The sequence below is a fragment of the Vibrio sp. 704 genome, from assembly GCF_033339295.1.
In genome coordinates this window covers 82,467-99,951 of the sequence record NZ_JAWOUH010000008.1, presented here as the reverse complement: position 1 = coordinate 99,951, position 17,485 = coordinate 82,467, and the positions used below count along the sequence as shown (strand labels likewise).

The 17,485-nt window shown below is 44.7% G+C and carries 16 protein-coding genes; 2 read left to right on the top strand and 14 right to left on the bottom strand.

Going from position 1 to position 17,485, the window contains the following annotated elements:
• Positions 1–210: 210 nt before the first annotated feature.
• From rplS to ffh, 5 genes are all read right to left on the bottom strand, one after another.
• Positions 211–564: a 50S ribosomal protein L19 gene (gene rplS / locus R7R24_RS13310; RefSeq protein WP_005379971.1), complete on the bottom strand. Its 354-nt coding sequence runs from the start codon at positions 562–564 to the stop codon at positions 211–213.
• Positions 565–605: 41 nt separating this feature from the next.
• The gene (gene trmD / locus R7R24_RS13305; protein ID WP_054579072.1) at positions 606–1,367 is read right to left on the bottom strand and encodes a tRNA (guanosine(37)-N1)-methyltransferase TrmD; all 762 of its coding nucleotides are present in this window, start codon (positions 1,365–1,367) and stop codon (positions 606–608) included.
• A gap of 27 nt (positions 1,368–1,394) precedes the next feature.
• Positions 1,395–1,943 (bottom strand): ribosome maturation factor RimM, encoded by a 549-nt coding sequence (gene rimM / locus R7R24_RS13300; protein ID WP_005379964.1) that lies wholly within the window; start codon positions 1,941–1,943, stop codon positions 1,395–1,397.
• Between the two features lie 29 nt (positions 1,944–1,972).
• Positions 1,973–2,221, bottom strand: a complete 249-nt coding sequence (gene rpsP, locus R7R24_RS13295; RefSeq protein WP_005379962.1) for a 30S ribosomal protein S16 — start codon at positions 2,219–2,221, stop codon at positions 1,973–1,975.
• 209 nt (positions 2,222–2,430) lie between these two features.
• Positions 2,431–3,813, bottom strand: coding sequence for a signal recognition particle protein (ffh, locus tag R7R24_RS13290; protein ID WP_005385423.1), 1,383 nt, complete (start codon positions 3,811–3,813; stop codon positions 2,431–2,433).
• A gap of 224 nt (positions 3,814–4,037) precedes the next feature.
• Between ffh and R7R24_RS13285 the strand changes: the two genes are divergently transcribed.
• Together R7R24_RS13285 and R7R24_RS13280 are read left to right on the top strand one after the other, a co-directional pair.
• Positions 4,038–4,832, top strand: a complete 795-nt coding sequence (locus R7R24_RS13285) for an inner membrane protein YpjD (protein WP_005379950.1) — start codon at positions 4,038–4,040, stop codon at positions 4,830–4,832.
• Positions 4,833–4,956: 124 nt separating this feature from the next.
• Positions 4,957–6,237, top strand: a complete 1,281-nt coding sequence (locus tag R7R24_RS13280; protein WP_005379948.1) for an HlyC/CorC family transporter — start codon at positions 4,957–4,959, stop codon at positions 6,235–6,237.
• Between the two features lie 67 nt (positions 6,238–6,304).
• On the opposite strand, the gene luxS is transcribed toward R7R24_RS13280, so the two are convergent.
• The 9 genes from luxS to R7R24_RS13235 form a co-directional block, all read right to left on the bottom strand.
• Positions 6,305–6,823 carry an S-ribosylhomocysteine lyase gene (gene luxS, locus R7R24_RS13275; protein ID WP_047102662.1) on the bottom strand — a complete coding sequence of 173 codons (519 nt, stop codon included), beginning with the start codon at positions 6,821–6,823 and terminating at the stop codon, positions 6,305–6,307.
• An 84-nt stretch (positions 6,824–6,907) separates the two neighbouring features.
• Positions 6,908–7,513 (bottom strand): hypothetical protein, encoded by a 606-nt coding sequence (locus R7R24_RS13270; RefSeq protein WP_005379943.1) that lies wholly within the window; start codon positions 7,511–7,513, stop codon positions 6,908–6,910.
• 23 nt (positions 7,514–7,536) lie between these two features.
• Positions 7,537–9,105, bottom strand: coding sequence for a glutamate--cysteine ligase (gene gshA, locus R7R24_RS13265; protein WP_005385430.1), 1,569 nt, complete (start codon positions 9,103–9,105; stop codon positions 7,537–7,539).
• 156 nt (positions 9,106–9,261) lie between these two features.
• Positions 9,262–12,105 (bottom strand): M16 family metallopeptidase, encoded by a 2,844-nt coding sequence (locus R7R24_RS13260; protein ID WP_054579071.1) that lies wholly within the window; start codon positions 12,103–12,105, stop codon positions 9,262–9,264.
• Positions 12,106–12,114: 9 nt separating this feature from the next.
• Positions 12,115–12,576, bottom strand: a complete 462-nt coding sequence (locus R7R24_RS13255; protein ID WP_005379938.1) for a YqaA family protein — start codon at positions 12,574–12,576, stop codon at positions 12,115–12,117.
• Positions 12,570–13,520, bottom strand: coding sequence for an NADP-dependent oxidoreductase (locus R7R24_RS13250; protein ID WP_042521320.1), 951 nt, complete (start codon positions 13,518–13,520; stop codon positions 12,570–12,572). Before R7R24_RS13250 ends, R7R24_RS13255 begins: the two co-directional genes overlap by 7 nt.
• Positions 13,521–13,643: 123 nt before the next feature.
• Positions 13,644–14,774, bottom strand: coding sequence for a sodium ion-translocating decarboxylase subunit beta (locus R7R24_RS13245; protein ID WP_005379935.1), 1,131 nt, complete (start codon positions 14,772–14,774; stop codon positions 13,644–13,646).
• A gap of 9 nt (positions 14,775–14,783) precedes the next feature.
• Positions 14,784–16,568, bottom strand: a complete 1,785-nt coding sequence (gene oadA / locus R7R24_RS13240; RefSeq protein WP_053306769.1) for a sodium-extruding oxaloacetate decarboxylase subunit alpha — start codon at positions 16,566–16,568, stop codon at positions 14,784–14,786.
• A 31-nt stretch (positions 16,569–16,599) separates the two neighbouring features.
• The gene (locus R7R24_RS13235; RefSeq protein WP_054579070.1) at positions 16,600–16,857 is read right to left on the bottom strand and encodes an oxaloacetate decarboxylase subunit gamma; all 258 of its coding nucleotides are present in this window, start codon (positions 16,855–16,857) and stop codon (positions 16,600–16,602) included.
• Between the last annotated feature and the right edge of the window lie 628 nt (positions 16,858–17,485).

Sequence of the window (17,485 nt, the reverse complement as noted above, 5' to 3'; positions counted from 1 at the left end):
TGTAATCTTTGACCATCATTTCCTGTCATTCCGAGGAGCCATAGCGACATCAGGAATCTATTCACAACAAGACAGAGGCGTGGAGTGTACGTCAGTGCATGAGCATCGACAGTGCAGGTCGGGCGAAAAGAAACGAGCAAGCTAATTACACAAATAAAAAAACGGAGCCCTAAAAGGACTCCGTTTAAGATGAGAACGCTAGTTATAGCATTACTTCTTAGCAAGTTTCTCTTTGATACGAGCAGACTTACCAGAACGCTCACGTAGGTAGTACAACTTGGCACGACGTACTGCACCACGGCGTTTAACTTCGATGCTATCAACGATTGGAGAGTGTGTTTGGAACGTACGCTCAACACCTTCACCGTTAGAGATCTTACGTACAGTGAAAGCAGAGTGTAGACCACGGTTACGGATTGCGATTACAACGCCTTCGAAAGCCTGTAGACGCTCACGGTCACCTTCTTTTACCTTAACTTGAACTACAACAGTGTCACCTGGTGCAAATTTAGGTAGGTCTGATTTCATTTGCTCTTCTTCAAGAGCTTTGATGATGTTACTCATTTTTTAAATTCCTAGAATAAACTGATACTAAATAAATTAGGTTACTTTGCGTTATGTTCTTTAATGGCTTTATACTCATTAACAAACTCAGCAAGTAATTGTTCCTGTTCGTCAGTCAGAGCTAGGTTTTCCAGGAGCTCTGGTCTTCTTAGCCAAGTACGGCCCAACGACTGCTTGAGTCGCCATTGACGAATGTCCTTGTGATTGCCTGACATCAGTACCGCTGGTACCTCTTTGTCATCCAATACTTCTGGACGCGTATAGTGAGGGCAATCTAACAAGCCATTTGCAAAAGAGTCTTCTTCTGCTGACGCGAAATCCCCTAGTACACCCGGAATAAACCGAGAGACAGAGTCGATTAACGTCATGGCTGGTATCTCACCACCCGTCATCACAAAATCACCAATCGACCATTCTTCGTCGACTTCAGATTGAATGATGCGCTCATCTACCCCTTCATAACGACCACAAATCAGAAGCAAGTTCTCATTCGTTGCCAGTTCTTCCACTCCTTTCTGGTCGAGCTTGCGACCTTGAGGAGAAAGGTAAATGACTTTCGTCTTGCCCGGTGAGGCTGCTTTCGCGGTATGAATGGCATCGCGCAAAGGCTGAACCATCATTAACATACCAGGGCCACCACCGTAAGGTCGGTCATCGACTGTGCGATGTTTGTCGTGAGTGAAATCTCTAGGATTCCAAGTCTCAATCGACAAAAGACCTTTTTTAACCGCTTGACCTGTTACTCCAAAATCAGTAACAGAACGGAACATTTCTGGAAAAAGGCTAATAACGCCAACCCACATGTTTATCTCGCTCTGTAATTTTGGAGATTAGAATCCAGGATCCCAGTCAACTTCGATCCGTTGAGCTTCGCGATCAACATTAATGATCACTTGCTCTTCAAGGAACGGGATTAATCGTTCCTTCTGCCCGAAAGCATCTTTAAGATTTGCTTTAACAACCAGAACATCGTTTGAGCCAGTTTCTAGCATGTCAGTAACGACACCTAGATCGTAACCTTTAGTAGTTACAACTTGCATCCCAAACAATTCGCGCCAGTAGAACTCATCTTCTGACAATTCAGGAAGTACCGCAGGGTCAATAGCAATTTCAAAGTTCGTCATTAGATGCGCGTCTTCACGAACATCCATGCCTTCCAGCTTAGCCACCATACCTTTGTTATGGCGCTTCCAGCTTTCTACTTTGTACTCAACCCACTTGCCCTTTTGGTTAATGTACCAAGGGCTGTAATCGAAAATGCTTTCAGCATTGTCTGTGTAGGAAAAAACCTTAAGCCAACCACGAATGCCGTAAGTAGCACCAAACTTGCCTACAACAATCTTTTCGTTGCTCATTGTTTCTTTACCTTTCATCGACATAAACTAGTTTCTACTTTTCAAGTAAAAAATTAAGCCGCTTTTTGAGCGTCTTTAACTAGCTTAGCAACACGGTCAGATACTGACGCGCCTTGACCAACCCAGTGGTTAACGCGGTCTAGGTCTAGACGTAGACCTTCTTCTTGACCTTTAGCAGTTGGGTTGAAGAAACCAACTTTCTCGATGAAACGGCCAGTTGCAGCGTTGCGGCTGTCCGCTACTACGATTTGATAAAATGGACGCTTTTTAGCGCCGTGACGTGCCAAACGAATGGTTACCATGTCGTCCTCTTTGCTTTCTCAAAAATAAAATTAACCCCAAAAACCATTCAAGAAATTAAACAGTTTGGGGTCTCGTGCCAAAATAAAGCTCCGGAATTTTACTCTTCTCCCGGAGCAATGCAAGGAGTTTAGTTACTTTTTCACCAACATAAATTGAATTTAAAGTTTGTGACGTACCTAACACCCTGAATCTATGCGTGATCGATTAATTAACGACCAAATGGGTTGAAGCCACCGCCACCCCCCATGCCGCCCATCATGCCTTGCATGTTGCGCATCATGCCTTTCATGCCACCTTTTTGCATCTTTTTCATCATTTTCTGCATTTGGGTGAACTGTTTTAGTAAGCGGTTTACATCTTGAACCTGCACACCAGAACCAGCCGCGATACGCTTCTTGCGCGAGCCCTTGATAATTTCTGGGCGTTGACGTTCTTTCATTGTCATGGAGCTGATGATCGCTTCCATCTGTTTGAACATCTTGTCATCGACTTTATCTTTCACATTGTCTGGTAGCTGGGACATTCCTGGAAGCTTATCCATCATCCCCATCATGCCGCCCATGTTTTGCATCTGGCCTAGCTGTTCACGGAAATCTTCAAGGTCGAAACCTTTCTTCTCTTTGAACTTCTTCGCTAACTTTTCTGCCTTTTCTTGGTCAACGTTGCGTTGTAGGTCTTCAATCAAAGACAGAACGTCACCCATGCCAAGAATACGTGAAGCAACACGATCTGGGTGGAACGGTTCTAGCGCGTCAGTTTTTTCACCGACACCCAAGAATTTGATTGGTTTGCCCGTGACATGGCGTACTGAAAGTGCCGCACCACCACGAGCATCACCATCAACCTTAGTTAGAACTACACCGGTAAGAGGTAGCGCATCGCCAAAGGCTTTTGCTGTATTTGCTGCGTCTTGACCCGTCATGGCGTCAACAACAAATAGCGTTTCTACTGGGTTGATAGCTGCGTGAAGATCTTTGATCTCCCCCATCATCTCTTCATCAATTGCCAAACGACCTGCGGTATCGACAATAAGTACGTCGTAGAATTTCTTCTTCGCATGGTCAATCGCTGCATTGGCGATATCAATAGGCTTTTGGTCTGGTGATGATGGGAAGAAGTCAACACCGATGTCTGATGCCAGTGTTTCAAGCTGCTTGATTGCCGCAGGACGGTAAACGTCGGCAGACACAACCAAGACTTTCTTCTTGTCACGTTCTTTTAGAAGCTTAGATAACTTACCTACCGATGTAGTTTTACCCGCACCTTGTAGACCAGCCATAAGAAGCACAGCAGGTGGTTGAGCAGCAAGGTTTAGCGCCTCATTCGACTCACCCATTACGGCTTCAAGTTCTGTTTGAACGATCTTGATAAATTCCTGACCTGGAGTCAGAGATTTAGAAACTTCTACGCCCACCGCTTTTTCTTTAACGCGGTTCACAAATTCACGAACGACCGGAAGCGCAACGTCAGCTTCAAGTAGAGCCATTCGGACTTCACGTAGGGTTTCTTTAATGTTGTCTTCGGTCAGACGACCTTTGCCACTGATATTTTTCAGCGTTTTGGATAATCTATCCGTTAAATTCTCAAACATCTTTGTCTCTTCGCTAAAATGGCGATTAATTAGTGTGAGTATACATTAGCCAAGGTCTGAGTCATACCCGTACCGCTGTCCTATTCTTGTCTCTATTTATATATGGTGCGGTAACTTATTAATTTCAATATCTCATCTCTCACGATTGATGTCGGATATAACGTAGCCCCAAAGTGTAATGCAAGGTATAATTTCTCCATTGTGCACAATAATATTTAGGATTCATGGATAGCTTAATAGCCATCGCGGCCGCCATACTTTATGTCTTGGCGATTGCGACCATCATACCCGGACTCTCACAACAGTCAGGAATCAAAGCAAAAACAGTGTTTGCTAGTGCTGCCTGTGCGCTTGTTTTTCATGCGTGGATTTTGAGTGATCTGATTTTTGATGGTTCAGGTCAAAACCTGAGTATTCTCAACGTGGCTTCTTTGATCAGTTTTATCATTTCTCTGGTCATGAGCCTTGCTATGTTGAAAAACCGACTGTGGTTTTTATTGCCAGTCGTTTATAGCTTTGCTGCCATCAATTTATCTGCTGCCACATTTTTGCCAAGCACGTTTATAAAGCACCTAGAGAATGACCCTAAGCTACTCATTCATATTTCATTTGCGCTCTTCTCATACGCGACTTTAACTATCGGGGCACTCTATGCGCTTCAGTTGGCTTGGCTGGATCACAAACTGAAAGCAAAAAAATCTTTGGCGATTAACCCAAACCTGCCGCCTCTATTAATGGTGGAGCGTCAACTCTTCAAAATTATTTTGATCGGTAACTTATTGTTAACTGCCACGCTCATTACTGGCTTTGTCTTTGTGCAGGATATGTTTGCCCAAGGTAAGGCACATAAGGGCATTCTTTCTTTCATCGCTTGGGTGGTGTACTCAATACTGCTTTGGGGTCACTATCAAAAAGGCTGGCGTGGTAGAAAAGTCACATGGTTCGCTGTTGCAGGAGCAACACTGTTAACTCTGGCATATTTTGGCAGTCGCTTTGTAAAAGAAATCATCTTGAATTAAGGAGCTCTAGGGCTCCTATCCTTTATATTTTAGGCTAGATAAAATACAGTACGCCTTAACTCTTTGACTTAACGGACTTACTCAACCGTTATATAACCCAATACTTACAAGGAACAGCAACGTTTTGGACGACATCTCTACGGGTATCTTGTTTGCGCTACTCGCGTGTCTTATCGTCATATCAGGTTACTTTTCCGGTTCAGAAACAGGGATGATGTCTCTGAATCGTTATCGCTTAAAACACTTAGCCAAAAACGGGCATAAGGGTGCTAAGCGAGTCGAAAGACTATTAGACCGTCCAGATCGTTTGATTGGTCTTATTCTTATCGGCAACAACCTCGTTAATATTCTCGCGTCCGCGATCGCGACCATTATTGGTATGCGTTTGTATGGTGATTTAGGTGTCGCTATCGCAACCGGTGCACTAACTATGGTTGTATTGGTTTTTGCCGAGGTTACCCCTAAAACAATTGCAGCGCTTTACCCTGAACGTGTGTCCTACGCGAGCAGTATATTATTGACCATACTGATGAAGTTACTGTCGCCTTTAGTGATGCTTGTTAACTTTATTACGAATGGCTTTATCCGCTTACTTGGTGTAAGAGCGGATCACTCAGCAGAAGATCATCTTAGCTCCGATGAGCTGCGTACGGTGGTAAATGAAGCTGGCGGTTTGATCCCTCGCCGACACCAAGACATGCTAGTGTCTATTTTAGATCTTGAGCACGTCACCGTGAACGACATTATGGTCCCACGCAATGAAATTACCGGTATTGATATTAACGACGACTGGAAATCCATTGTTCGCCAGCTAACACACTCACCACATGGGCGCATAGTTTTCTATCGTGACCAAATTGATGAAGTGGTTGGCATGCTGCGCTTGCGTGAAGCTTATCGTCTGATGTTGGAAAAGAACGAATTCAACAAAGAAACGCTATTACGTGCTGCTGATGAGGTCTATTACATCCCAGAAGGCACACCACTGAACGTGCAAATGTTAAAATTCCAACGTAACAAGCAACGTATCGGTCTGATCGTGGATGAGTACGGTGATATCATCGGTCTAATCACTCTTGAAGATATTCTGGAAGAGATCATTGGTGAGTTCACGACGTCCATTTCTCCAAGCCTCTCTGATGAAATCAGTCCTCAAGGTGACGGAAGCTTTCTTATTGAAGGCAGCACCAATATCCGAGATATCAACAAAGGCCTGAAATGGGATTTACCAACGGATGGCCCGAGAACGCTAAACGGGCTCATTTTAGAACACTTGGAAGATATTCCTGAGAGCCATCTAAGTGTGAGAGTAGCGGGTCACCCAATGGAACTTGTTGAGATTGAAGAGAACCGAATCAAGCTCGTTCGTGTTTATCCGAAGAAGAAAAAATCGACATCCAAATAACCAAAAGAAAAGCCTGACTCATGTCAGGCTTTTTACTTATTGGGGCAATATGCTTCTTAATGAGCACCTAGTCGATGCGCAACTCTTTTAACATCGACTCAGGCAAAGCAAGTTCATCATTTTTGTTCACCGAAACACCAGCATCCAAAATGTTCTTTGCGATCTGTTGTGCTTCTTTTAAAGAGTGCATTGCTGCCGTGCCGCATTGGTATTCGTTAAGTTCAGGGATCCTATTCTGACTTTCTACCTTCAGCACATCTTCCATTGCTGCAATCCAAGCATCTGCGACTTGCTGCTCTGATGGTGTGCCAATCAGGCTCATGTAAAAACCTGTGCGGCAACCCATAGGCGAAATATCGATGATCTCAACAGAATCACCGTTTAGGTGATTACGCATAAAGCCTGCATAAAGGTGCTCTAGGGTGTGAATACCTTTTTCAGAAAGAATGTCTTTGTTTGGCGCAGTAAAGCGTAAGTCGAAAACAGTAATCGTATCCCCTTTTGGGGTCTGCATGGTTTTCGCCACTCGCACTGCCGGTGCATTCATACGAGTGTGGTCCACGGTAAAACTATCGAGTAAAGGCATTACATCTCTCCTGATTGTAACTCCAGTACCTTTCGGTAATGGATAAATGTCATTCATCCCTACAGCACATGAACTGACTGTGGGCTAAAAGAACCAGCTGCTGTTGTCTTCTAATTCCTGACGACATTGCTTCAGCTGCCAGCCATAAGTTTTCGCTGTTTGTTCAACACGTCGAGCGACTTTGATTAAACTAGGCTTTCGATTATAAGTACCTCGTTTATACCCACCTCGCCCTTCATGATAAGCCAGATACTGGTTATAGGGATCCCATAATGAAATCCCTAGCTGACGCCGTGTTTCATGAGTATACCAACCGACAAACATCATAGAATCATCGAAGTTGGTACGAGAGCCACCCTGACCTGTGGCATCTTGGAAGTCTTCCCAAGCAGGGTCTTGAGCTTGAGCGTAACCATACGCACTGCTGACTCGTCCCCAAGGAATAAACCCTAGCAAATAATCTTTAGGTGGTTTTGCATCGTGCCGAAAGCTGCTTTCTTGTTTAATGATGGCCATAGCGACATGAATAGGGGTCCCCCATTCATCTTCCATATCTTTGGCATCATCGTACCAACCGGATTTCTCTCGGAATATCTCGCATAAGTTATTCTGCTGCTTTGGCGGTGCCGTAGCACAACCTGCAAGTAGCACGCTTCCAAGTACCGCTACTACTGACGACTTAATGTTCAACCGCACCAATCCTTAGTTAGTCATTACTGCTTCAGGTAAGCAAAGTAATCTTCCAAAAAATCATCAAAAGAAAGCGTGTCACTCTGCTCTGCTTGCTTTTGTTTTTCCACGGACGACGCTACTTCCGTTTCCATCGTATCTTGTGAGTAGTACTGATAACCGTGAGCTAGGTTTTCATCACGGTACTTCATACCAAGAGTACAACCAACTTTACCTAGCCCACCCAGCTCTTTCGTTAGCTCTAATAGTTGACCAGAGATCGTTAGTTCTGGGTTATCAATCCATGTCTCGAGTTGATTACACACATCTTGGTATGCACTGCCACCAGCGGTCATATCCATTTGCTGTGCTATTTGACGTAACTCGACGAAAACTCGGTGTGCCCAATCTTGTAGAGATAGACGCTCACCTTGACAACCAATTTGCAGCATTAGACCTTTTTCACGGCCTGAAACAATGACTTTATTCCAGTTATCGCGCCAACACTCTAATTCACAGTTATCCATAGGGTCTGAGTCTGACAAGGCCGCCCAGGTAAGGAAGAGATCCAAGAATCGTACTTGCTCTTCATTTAAGCCCACTGCGCTGAATGGGTTAACATCTAGAGAACGAACTTCAATGTATTCGACACCACCGCGTCGTAACGCATCTGAAGGCTTCTCACCACTTTTCGATACACGTTTTGGACGAATCGGAGCGTACAGTTCATTCTCAATTTGTAAGATATTGGAATTAAGCTGGCGGTATTCACCATCCACTTTTACCCCAATTTTCGCAAACTCTTCTGATGGGTGGCGAATCGCATCACTCAAACCATCGAGGTATTGGTCAATGCTGTTAAAACCAATTTTCAGCACACTTTGAGCACTATTGGTATAGCCAAGATCGCTCAAACGCAAAGACGTCGACTTCGGCAAATATAATGTCCCGCCAATCTTCTCGAATGGCAGATCGGTTTCACGACCTTGAATAAAAGAGCCACATAACGCTGGTGATGCACCAAAGAAGTAGGGAATCATCCAGCCAAAGCGGTAGTAATTACGGATCAACGCAAAGTACGCATCAGACTTAGCATCTTGGCGGGCTTGTTCATCTTGCTCTCCATAGAGCGCATCCCAAAATGTTTCAGGAAACGAGAAGTTAAAATGGACACCTGAAATAATTTGCATCAGGCTGCCATAGCGACGCTTTAGGCCTTCTCGGTACAGCGTTTTCATTTTCGCTGCATTCGAAGAGCCATACTGGGCTAACTGAATATCATCCTCTGAGCCTACGTAGCAAGGCATTGATAGTGGCCACATTTTCTCTTCACCCATTTTGGTTTGAGTGAAATGATGGATATCTTTCAGCTGTGCCATCAGTTCTGGAATTTCATGTGACACAGGCGTAATGAACTCTAACAATGATTCCGAAAAATCCGTTGTGATCCATTGATTTGTGAACGCAGAGCCTAACCCTTCAGGATGAGGAGTTGTAGCTAGATGTCCATCCTGACGATAGCGCAAAGTTTCTCGCTCAACACCGCGTCCAAACTGCTTAAATACTTCGGGGTTTGATGCAACTTTTTTTAGTCGCGCAGCAAAATCAGTCAAAATGAGGTTCGCTTATATTGGGAGCAGGACACTTGTTACATAACACAAGTGTAAGCTAAGTTATTGATAGTTAATGCATCTAGATAAATAACCCACGAAAAGTTGCTTATCTAGATGAATAGCGGAGAAACGTTTCTCCGCTATTAAATGTGTACTCTATCGAATGATTTCAAGCTCTTCTACGTCTTTCCCCAACTTTTCTAATTGAGGACGCAACGATTTAGCATCACCAACGACGATAATTTGATAGTCATTTGGATCAAACCATTTCTGAGCCAGCGCATTCAACGTCTGCTTATCGACTTTTTCTACGATAGCGTTTCTTTGCTGCAAGTAATCATGATCGAGGTTGTACTTAAGAATATCACTGATGAGCTCCGCTTTTTGTGTTGGCGTTTCATATTTCAGTGCATCTTTTTGACCGACCGCTTGACGCATAAATTTCATCTCTTCATCAGTAATACCTGACTGCGAGTATTCATTTAGCTCATTTTCCATCTCAATGATCGAAGCAACCGTTGCATCCGCTCGTACTTGCGCGGTGAAAACCACCGAGCCTGTTTCTGGATTACCAGAGAAGTAGCCGTAAGCACCGTATGTGTAACCCTTGTCTTCACGTAGATTTTGGTTAATGCGGCTATTGAAGTTCCCAGCTAAGTTGAAGTTTGCCAGTTGGCTTAGGTAAAAATCGCCCGTTGCGTCGTAAGGCATACCTTGACGAACCATCATGACCACACTTTGCGGCGCTCCTGGTTTATCAACAAGATGGATCTTTTGCTCACCTAATGCAGCAATGCTTTGCGGTGCATACAATGGCGCAGCTTCATCTTGCCAGTTTTTCCAGAACGTCAGTTGCTGCTCAATTTCCTGTTTATTGATGTCACCAACAACGACGATTTGCGCACTTTGTGGCGTGTAATGCTTCGAGTAGAATTCACGGACATCATCCAACGTTAATGCACTGACACCTGCTTGCGTGCCGTCTTTTGGTCGAGCAAAAACCGAATCCCCATAGAGCACCTGACGACTCGCTTGTGACGCCATCCAACTTGGATTTTGGTGCTCATATACCAGGCCTTCTAGCGCTTGCATTTTTACACGCTCGAAATCATCTTGATTAAATGCAGGAGACAGCAACATCTCTTCGACAATTTTTAACGTCGGCTCTAAGTTCTTTTCTAGAGCAGAAACACTGATGTTTGTTGTATAACCTGTGGCATTAACAGAGATAACACTACCTAGTTTATCAAGCTCAGCTTGAATCTCTTCGACACTGCGTTTCGTTGTACCTTCTTGCAACATCGCAGCGGTCAATTGGGCAAGACCTTCTTTACCCTTTTCAACAAAACGTGTCCCTGCAGGTAAACTAAATTGCATCATCACCGTCGGCGTTTCATCGCTAACTGCACCAAGCAGCTCTGAGCCATTCTTGAAATGTAACTCGTACAGCTCTGGCATCGTCGCTTTCACTGGTTCTCCTACTGGCGGTTGCACTGAGCGATCGAAGTTATCGGTCGCACGACGATACGCCAATTGGTCATCGGAAATCTTCTCATATTCTGGCAGCGTACGCTTTGGTGTCACAAAGGTCGCAGGTTTTACGACAAGGTCTGTTTTTCCTTTTGGGACCACGCTTAGGGTCACTTTGTTCTTACCTTGGATAAAGTCCGTATACGCTTTTTCTACCGAAGTCGGCGTAACTGCACGGATTTGTTCAAGCTGTTGCTCAAGACGATCAGGATCGCCGAAAAATGTCTCGTTGGAAGCCAACTGAGTCACTTTACCTTTAACGCTTTCTAGCGCAAAAATAGCATCCGCTTCCGCTTTACCCTTCAACTGCTCAAGGCGATCTTTTGTCACGCCTTTTTCCGCAAACTGATTCAGTGATTGTAAAAGCTCGTCGTACAGTTTTGATAGGTCGCCTTTGTCTCCAGAATCACCCATTGCGTAAACGTAAAAGTTACACGCCAGTTCAGCACAATCATGGAATGAACCAGCATCGACCGCTTTTTGAGTCTTCACTAGGTCTTGATAGAGCACGCTGTTGGTACCGCCACCCAATACTTCTGATAATGTATCGAGAGACGCTTGGCTTTCTTCGCCATTGTAGGTTGTTGGCCACGCGATCATCACCATAGGTTGTTGAATACGATCTTCTAGAGTGATGTATTTATCTTCTTGCAGTTTTGCAGGTTGTTTCGGCGCATTTTCAACCTCAGGACCACGAGGAATCGAACCGAAGTACTTATTTACCCACTCTAGAGTTTGTTCAACGTCTAAGTCACCACCGATCGTGATAGTCGCATTGTTTGGGCCATACCAACGCAAGAAAAACGCTTTGAGGTCGTTCACATCAACACGATCAAGATCTTCAACATAACCAATGGTTTGCCACGAATACGGATGACCTTCAGGATATAGCGCTTCGGACATGCGCTCCCAAATTAAGCCATAAGGACGATTATCGTAACGCTGAGCTCGCTCATTTTTTACAGTCGAACGCTGAATTTCAAATTTGCGTTGAGAAACCGCATCCAACAAAAAGCCCATACGGTCAGACTCTAACCACAGCATTTTCTCGAGCTGGTTAGCAGGGACAGTTTCAAAGTAGTTAGTACGATCGCGGTTTGTAGTACCATTTAATGTGCCGCCAGCCTCCGTGATGATTTTGAAGTGCTCTTGGTCACCAACGTTCTCTGAACCTTGGAACATCATGTGCTCAAAGAAATGCGCAAAACCAGACTTACCCACTTCTTCACGAGCCGAACCAACATGGTAAGTCACATCCACATGGACCAATGGGTCAGAATCTTCAGGAGCTAAGATCACCGTTAAACCATTATCGAGTTTATACTTTTGGTATGGAATCTTAACTTTGCCTTCTTCAGCTTTCGATGACTCAACGAAAGTTACCCCTTTCGGCAGTGATGAAACTGGCGTATTTGATGCACAGCCCGTGATCACCAACAGTGAACACGCGCCAACCCAAAACATCTTCATGTACTTTCCTTAAAATAATCCGAGATAGATGGCCGCAAGTAAGCTATACCTAGCAGCCTTTCCTAAAAATATTAAAATCACGCAAGGCAGAAACTTCATTCTTAGCCACCCTGCGGCTAAACACAGCGGGTCTCCTATTACAGGTAACCAGCTAAAAAATAACCCCCAATAGCCATACTTAGAGAGCCACTTTAATGCGGTATGACCGTGCTTTTCCTCTTGTGCTTTGTTGGGAATCCACAAGCCAAGCCAATAATTTGTTAAGCCACCAAGCGTATTACCGATAGTAGCGACCATAACAATTGAAGAAACGGAGTATTGATTTAATGAGAGAGTGGCAACTAAGCCCGCTTCAGAACCACCAGGCAACAACGTGGCACTGAGAAAACCGGTCATGAAAAGCACCCATAATGCTGAATCTGAAAACCAAAGCGCTAAACTTTCAAAACTCGTGTTAAATGCTTCTAGCATGTCATATCAAGCAACACCTTGCCTCTGGTTCTTCCTGATTCGACCTGCTGGTGAGCACCAATGACATCACTCATAGGATAAACCTGTTGAATTTCAGTCTTCAGTAAGCCAACGCCGACCATGTACAACAAGGTATCTAACTGCGCAGGGTCTGGTTCAACCAACATGCCACTAGCCTCAAAGCCTAGGAGTTTGGCTTTTTCACAAATCAGCTCAGCAGTTATGGTTGGAACGGTGATGACTCTCGCATTGTCTTTCAGGCATTTAAGCGCATCTAACGCAGCATCTCCGCCTACTAAATCAATCAAAACATCAACATCTTCAACACGTTCTGACACTGGTGCAAATTGATAGTTCACTGCATGAGCACCGAGCGTCGCAAGGTAATCTAAATTTCGTTCACTGCAGGTTGTAAAGACTTCCGCTTTCGTCGCGATCGCAATTTGTACCGCGAGGTGTCCAACACCACCGGCACCGGCGAGGATAAGTACGCGATCGTTTTCCGTCACATTAGCCTTACTGAGAGCTTGTGCCGCAGTTTGTCCCGCCAACGGTAATGCAGCAGCTGCCTCTAAAGTGACAGAGCTAGGAACATGACTTAACTCAGTTTCTGGAACACATATGTATTGACTGTATCCACCGCCTCGAACTGGGAAACCAATAAATCCAGCCACCTCATCACCTTGATTAAAACGTGATGCCCCCTCTCCACAAGACATCACTTTTCCTGAGATGTCGTAACCTGGCACCCAAGGTAAATTATCCTTATTCTGCGCTGCCGCCCAACCGAGCCCAGCTCGAGTTTTGACATCAATAGGATTTACGCCTGAAAAAGCGACTTTTACTAAGACTTCACCAGGCTGTGGTGATGGTGTAGAAGCATGCTGAATCGCGAGTACGTTGGCATCACCAAACTCAGTGATAACGATCTGTTTGTGTTCCATAAACCATTCCCTGCAAGAAAACAAAAAGGGATGCGAAAGCATCCCTTTGACTATAAACCATTTTGTTAACCTAAGTTAATCGTGATTTTGTAAATTGGTTGATCATTCCATTTTCAATAATGTCTAACCAACAAGTGCTAACAATATACCAGCCGCAACGGCTGAACCCAGCACACCAGCAACGTTTGGTCCCATCGCATGCATTAACAAAAAGTTTTGCGGGTTAGCTTGTAAACCAACTTTGTTTACGACTCGCGCGGCCATTGGTACCGCAGAAACGCCAGCCGCACCAATAAGTGGGTTGATGTCTTCTTTCGAGAACTTGTTAAGCAGTTTCGCCATCAGGACGCCCGCACCAGTACCGATACTAAATGCAACTGCGCCTAACCCCAAAATACCTAACGTTTCTAGGTTCAAGAACTGCTCAGCTTGCAGCTTAGAACCAACACCAAGACCTAAAAAGATAGTCACTATGTTGATCAATTCATTTTGAGCAGTTTTCGATAAACGATCGACCACACCAGCTTCACGCATCAAGTTACCCAAACAGAACATACCAACCAATGGCGTAGCTGAAGGTAAGAACAGAATCGTCATCAGTAATACAGCAAGCGGGAAGATGACTTTCTCCCATTTACCAACATGACGAAGCTGAGCCATCTTAATTTGACGTTCTTCCTTGGTTGTCAGTGCTTTCATGATTGGTGGCTGGATAATCGGCACCAATGCCATATAGCTGTATGCCGCGACTGCAATCGCACCTAGCAGATCTGGAGAGAGCTTACTCGCTAAGAAAATCGCTGTCGGCCCATCAGCACCACCGATGATCGCGATAGACGAAGCATCTGCCATGGAGAACTCCATGCCAGGTACATAGTTGAGCAAAATAGCGCCAAACAGTGTTGCAAAAATACCAAACTGCGCAGCCGCACCTAACCACAACGTTTTTGGGTTTGCGATCAAAGCACCAAAGTCGGTCATCGCGCCCACACCCATGAAGATCAATAGCGGGAACACACCCGATTCAATCCCAATGTAGTAAACGTAGTAGAGCAAGCCACCAGGCTCAGTAAAGCCAGCATTTGGAATATTCGCCAAAATAGCACCGAAACCAATCGGCAATAACAGTAAAGGTTCAAATCCTTTTTTAATTGCCAAAAACAGCAAAGTACAACCAACCAGCATCATACAGATTTGGCCGAACTCGAAGTTAGCGATCCCTGTTTCTGCCCAAAGGGTTAACAATCCGTCCATGATACTCCCTTACGCCAGGCTCAACAGAGGCGCACCTACTGTGACAGCATCGCCTTCTTTAACGTTCAGCTCTTGAACCACACCACCACGCGCCGCTCGTACTTCAGTTTCCATTTTCATCGCTTCAAGGATGAGCAATACATCGCCTTCAGCTACCTCAGCACCAGGCTGAACATTCACTTTGAAGATGTTACCTGCAAGAGGAGCAGGCACCGCTTCAGCTGAAGCATTAGAAGGTGTGCTAGGTGTAGCCGATTTTGCCGGTGCATTAGAAGGAGCAACAGATGTCAGTTCACCTTGAGGGCCAACTTCCACCTCATACACCTGTCCGTCAACACGTACACTATAAGTTTCTACACCACCAGTTGCTGGTTGAGCTACAGGTACAGCAGGCTTCGCAGCTTCTAGCGTTGGTGCTGGCTCAAATGCTTCTGGGTTTTCACGATTCTTAAGGAACTTAAGTCCAACTTGAGGGAAAAGTGCATAAGTGAGTACGTCATCAACACGCTCACTTGCTAGCTTAATGCCTTCTGATTTCGCTTTCTCCATCAGATCAACCGTAAGCGTCTCCATTTCAGGCTCAAGTAAATCGGCAGGACGACAGGTAATTGGCTCTTTACCATCAAGCACTTTCGCTTGCAGTTCTGCATTTAACTCGGCTGGCGCTTGACCGTACTCACCTTTCAATAGGCCAGCGGTTTCCTTGGTAATACTCTTATAGCGCTCGCCAGTAAGAACGTTAATCACCGCTTGCGTACCGACGATCTGTGAAGTTGGAGTCACCAATGGAATGAAACCAAGATCTTCACGTACACGAGGGATCTCTTCTAATACTTCATCAATGCGATCCGCAGCGCCCTGCTCTTTCAACTGGCCTTCCATATTGGTCAGCATACCACCAGGCACTTGAGCAATCAGGATGCGTGAATCGACTCCTTTTAACTGGCCTTCCCACTTCGCATACTTCTTACGTACCTCACGGAAATATGCGGCGATAGGTTCCAGTTGCTCGAGTTTCAAATTGGTATCTCGCTCGGTGCCTTCTAGCATAGCGACTACCGTTTCAGTCGGTGTATGACCGTAAGTACAACTCATTGAAGAAATCGCAGTATCGAGAATATCAATACCGGCTTCTACTGCTTTTACCGCTGTTGCTGTAGACAGCCCCGTTGTTGCATGACAATGAAGTGCCAATGGCACATCACAAGACGCTTTGATACGCGTGATAAGCTCTTCCGCTTCATATGGCTTAAGTAAGCCAGACATATCTTTAATACACAGCGAGTGACAACCTAAATCCTCTAGGCGTTTTGCCAAGTCAACCCAAGTGTCTGCGTTATGCACTGGGCTCGTTGTGTAAGACAACGTACCTTGAGCATGCGCACCAACATCAACCGTTGCTTTCACGGCTTTCTGGAAGTTTCGCACGTCATTCATTGCATCAAAAATACGGAATACATCCATGCCGTTAGCATGCGCGCGTTCAACAAACTTCTCTACTACATCGTCGGCATAATGGCGGTATCCTAAAAGGTTTTGACCACGCAGTAGCATTTGCATTGGTGTATTAGGCATCGCTTTTTTTAGTTCACGTAAACGCTCCCAAGGGTCTTCCCCTAAGAATCGAATACAAGAATCAAATGTTGCACCACCCCAAGTCTCTAGAGACCAGTAACCAACCTTATCCAACTCAGCTGCGATAGGCAGCATATCCTCAATACGCATACGCGTAGCAAATAGTGATTGATGGGCATCACGAAGGACCACATCAGTAATAGCTAGTGGTTTAGACATGCTCTTAAACTCCTTTTTAATCCTAGTTCGGCTACTTCGCGAATGAGGCGCGATGTTTATGAATCGCAGCCGAGATCGCCGCCACTACTTGTGGACTAACAGCTGAAGAGGTTGATTGAATATTAGTGTTTGTTTTTGGTGCTACGATCGGCTCTGGTACTTCTTCTGGTACCAATTTCGACATTAACCGAACGAGATAAACAAGAATAGTGAGGAAAATAAATACGACCGCCATCCCCGTTAGCATCAGGGTGGCCGCATCTACTAGCAGGCTTCCTATATTAGTCATGTTGCTTCCTTTCTTTGTCATCCTGACAACGTGCAGGACTTTAATAGTGTCAAATCCCGACCCATGGATTATCTCGATTGGTTAAATTTTGTCAATTTTGTTTAAGGAAGGTTTGTAGTAATCCTGATAAATGATTATTTATTCACTACCCAGATCACAGTTCATGACAAAATAATCACTTCAAATCGCTATCACCTTACGAACAGAGTAAAGGAGGACATAAATAAAAACTGCGATTTAGATTTCAAAATCAAATCGGGACTCACGCAGTAAAAACCAACAAAAACAAAAAGATGAACAAAATTAACAATCAATAAACAAATAACAAACAAAGTAACTACATGAGAGTAATTGAAATGAAAAATGGAAGTCAGTGTATAGGAGGGATAATCAGGATGATTTCACACGATGCGACAGAAGCTTGATAGCAAATTGCTTAGATACGCACATATTCGCTTTTAAAAAAGAGGAACATAGGCTCTAGTGATCCTACGCCATACTCCAGATGTCTAGATACAAAAAAGCCTCGCAATTGCGAGGCTTTTTCAATGAGTGGCGCGTCCTGGAGGATTCGAACCTCCGACCGCCTGGTTCGTAGCCAGGTACTCTATCCAGCTGAGCTAAGGAC

Bases quoted from the DNA above. Each gene is read 5' to 3' on its own strand.
- rplS (WP_005379971.1), bottom strand. From the start codon at position 564: ATGAGTAACATCATCAAAGCTCTTGAAGAAGAGCAAATGAAATCAGAC.
- trmD (WP_054579072.1), bottom strand. From the start codon at position 1,367: ATGTGGGTTGGCGTTATTAGCCTTTTTCCAGAAATGTTCCGTTCTGTT.
- rimM (WP_005379964.1), bottom strand. From the start codon at position 1,943: ATGTCGATGAAAGGTAAAGAAACAATGAGCAACGAAAAGATTGTTGTA.
- rpsP (WP_005379962.1), bottom strand. From the start codon at position 2,221: ATGGTAACCATTCGTTTGGCACGTCACGGCGCTAAAAAGCGTCCATTT.
- ffh (WP_005385423.1), bottom strand. From the start codon at position 3,813: ATGTTTGAGAATTTAACGGATAGATTATCCAAAACGCTGAAAAATATC.
- R7R24_RS13285 (WP_005379950.1), top strand. From the start codon at position 4,038: ATGGATAGCTTAATAGCCATCGCGGCCGCCATACTTTATGTCTTGGCG.
- luxS (WP_047102662.1), bottom strand. From the start codon at position 6,823: ATGCCTTTACTCGATAGTTTTACCGTGGACCACACTCGTATGAATGCA.
- R7R24_RS13260 (WP_054579071.1), bottom strand. From the start codon at position 12,105: ATGAAGATGTTTTGGGTTGGCGCGTGTTCACTGTTGGTGATCACGGGC.
- R7R24_RS13255 (WP_005379938.1), bottom strand. From the start codon at position 12,576: ATGCTAGAAGCATTTAACACGAGTTTTGAAAGTTTAGCGCTTTGGTTT.
- R7R24_RS13250 (WP_042521320.1), bottom strand. From the start codon at position 13,520: ATGGAACACAAACAGATCGTTATCACTGAGTTTGGTGATGCCAACGTA.
- R7R24_RS13245 (WP_005379935.1), bottom strand. From the start codon at position 14,774: ATGGACGGATTGTTAACCCTTTGGGCAGAAACAGGGATCGCTAACTTC.
- oadA (WP_053306769.1), bottom strand. From the start codon at position 16,568: ATGTCTAAACCACTAGCTATTACTGATGTGGTCCTTCGTGATGCCCAT.
- R7R24_RS13235 (WP_054579070.1), bottom strand. From the start codon at position 16,857: ATGACTAATATAGGAAGCCTGCTAGTAGATGCGGCCACCCTGATGCTA.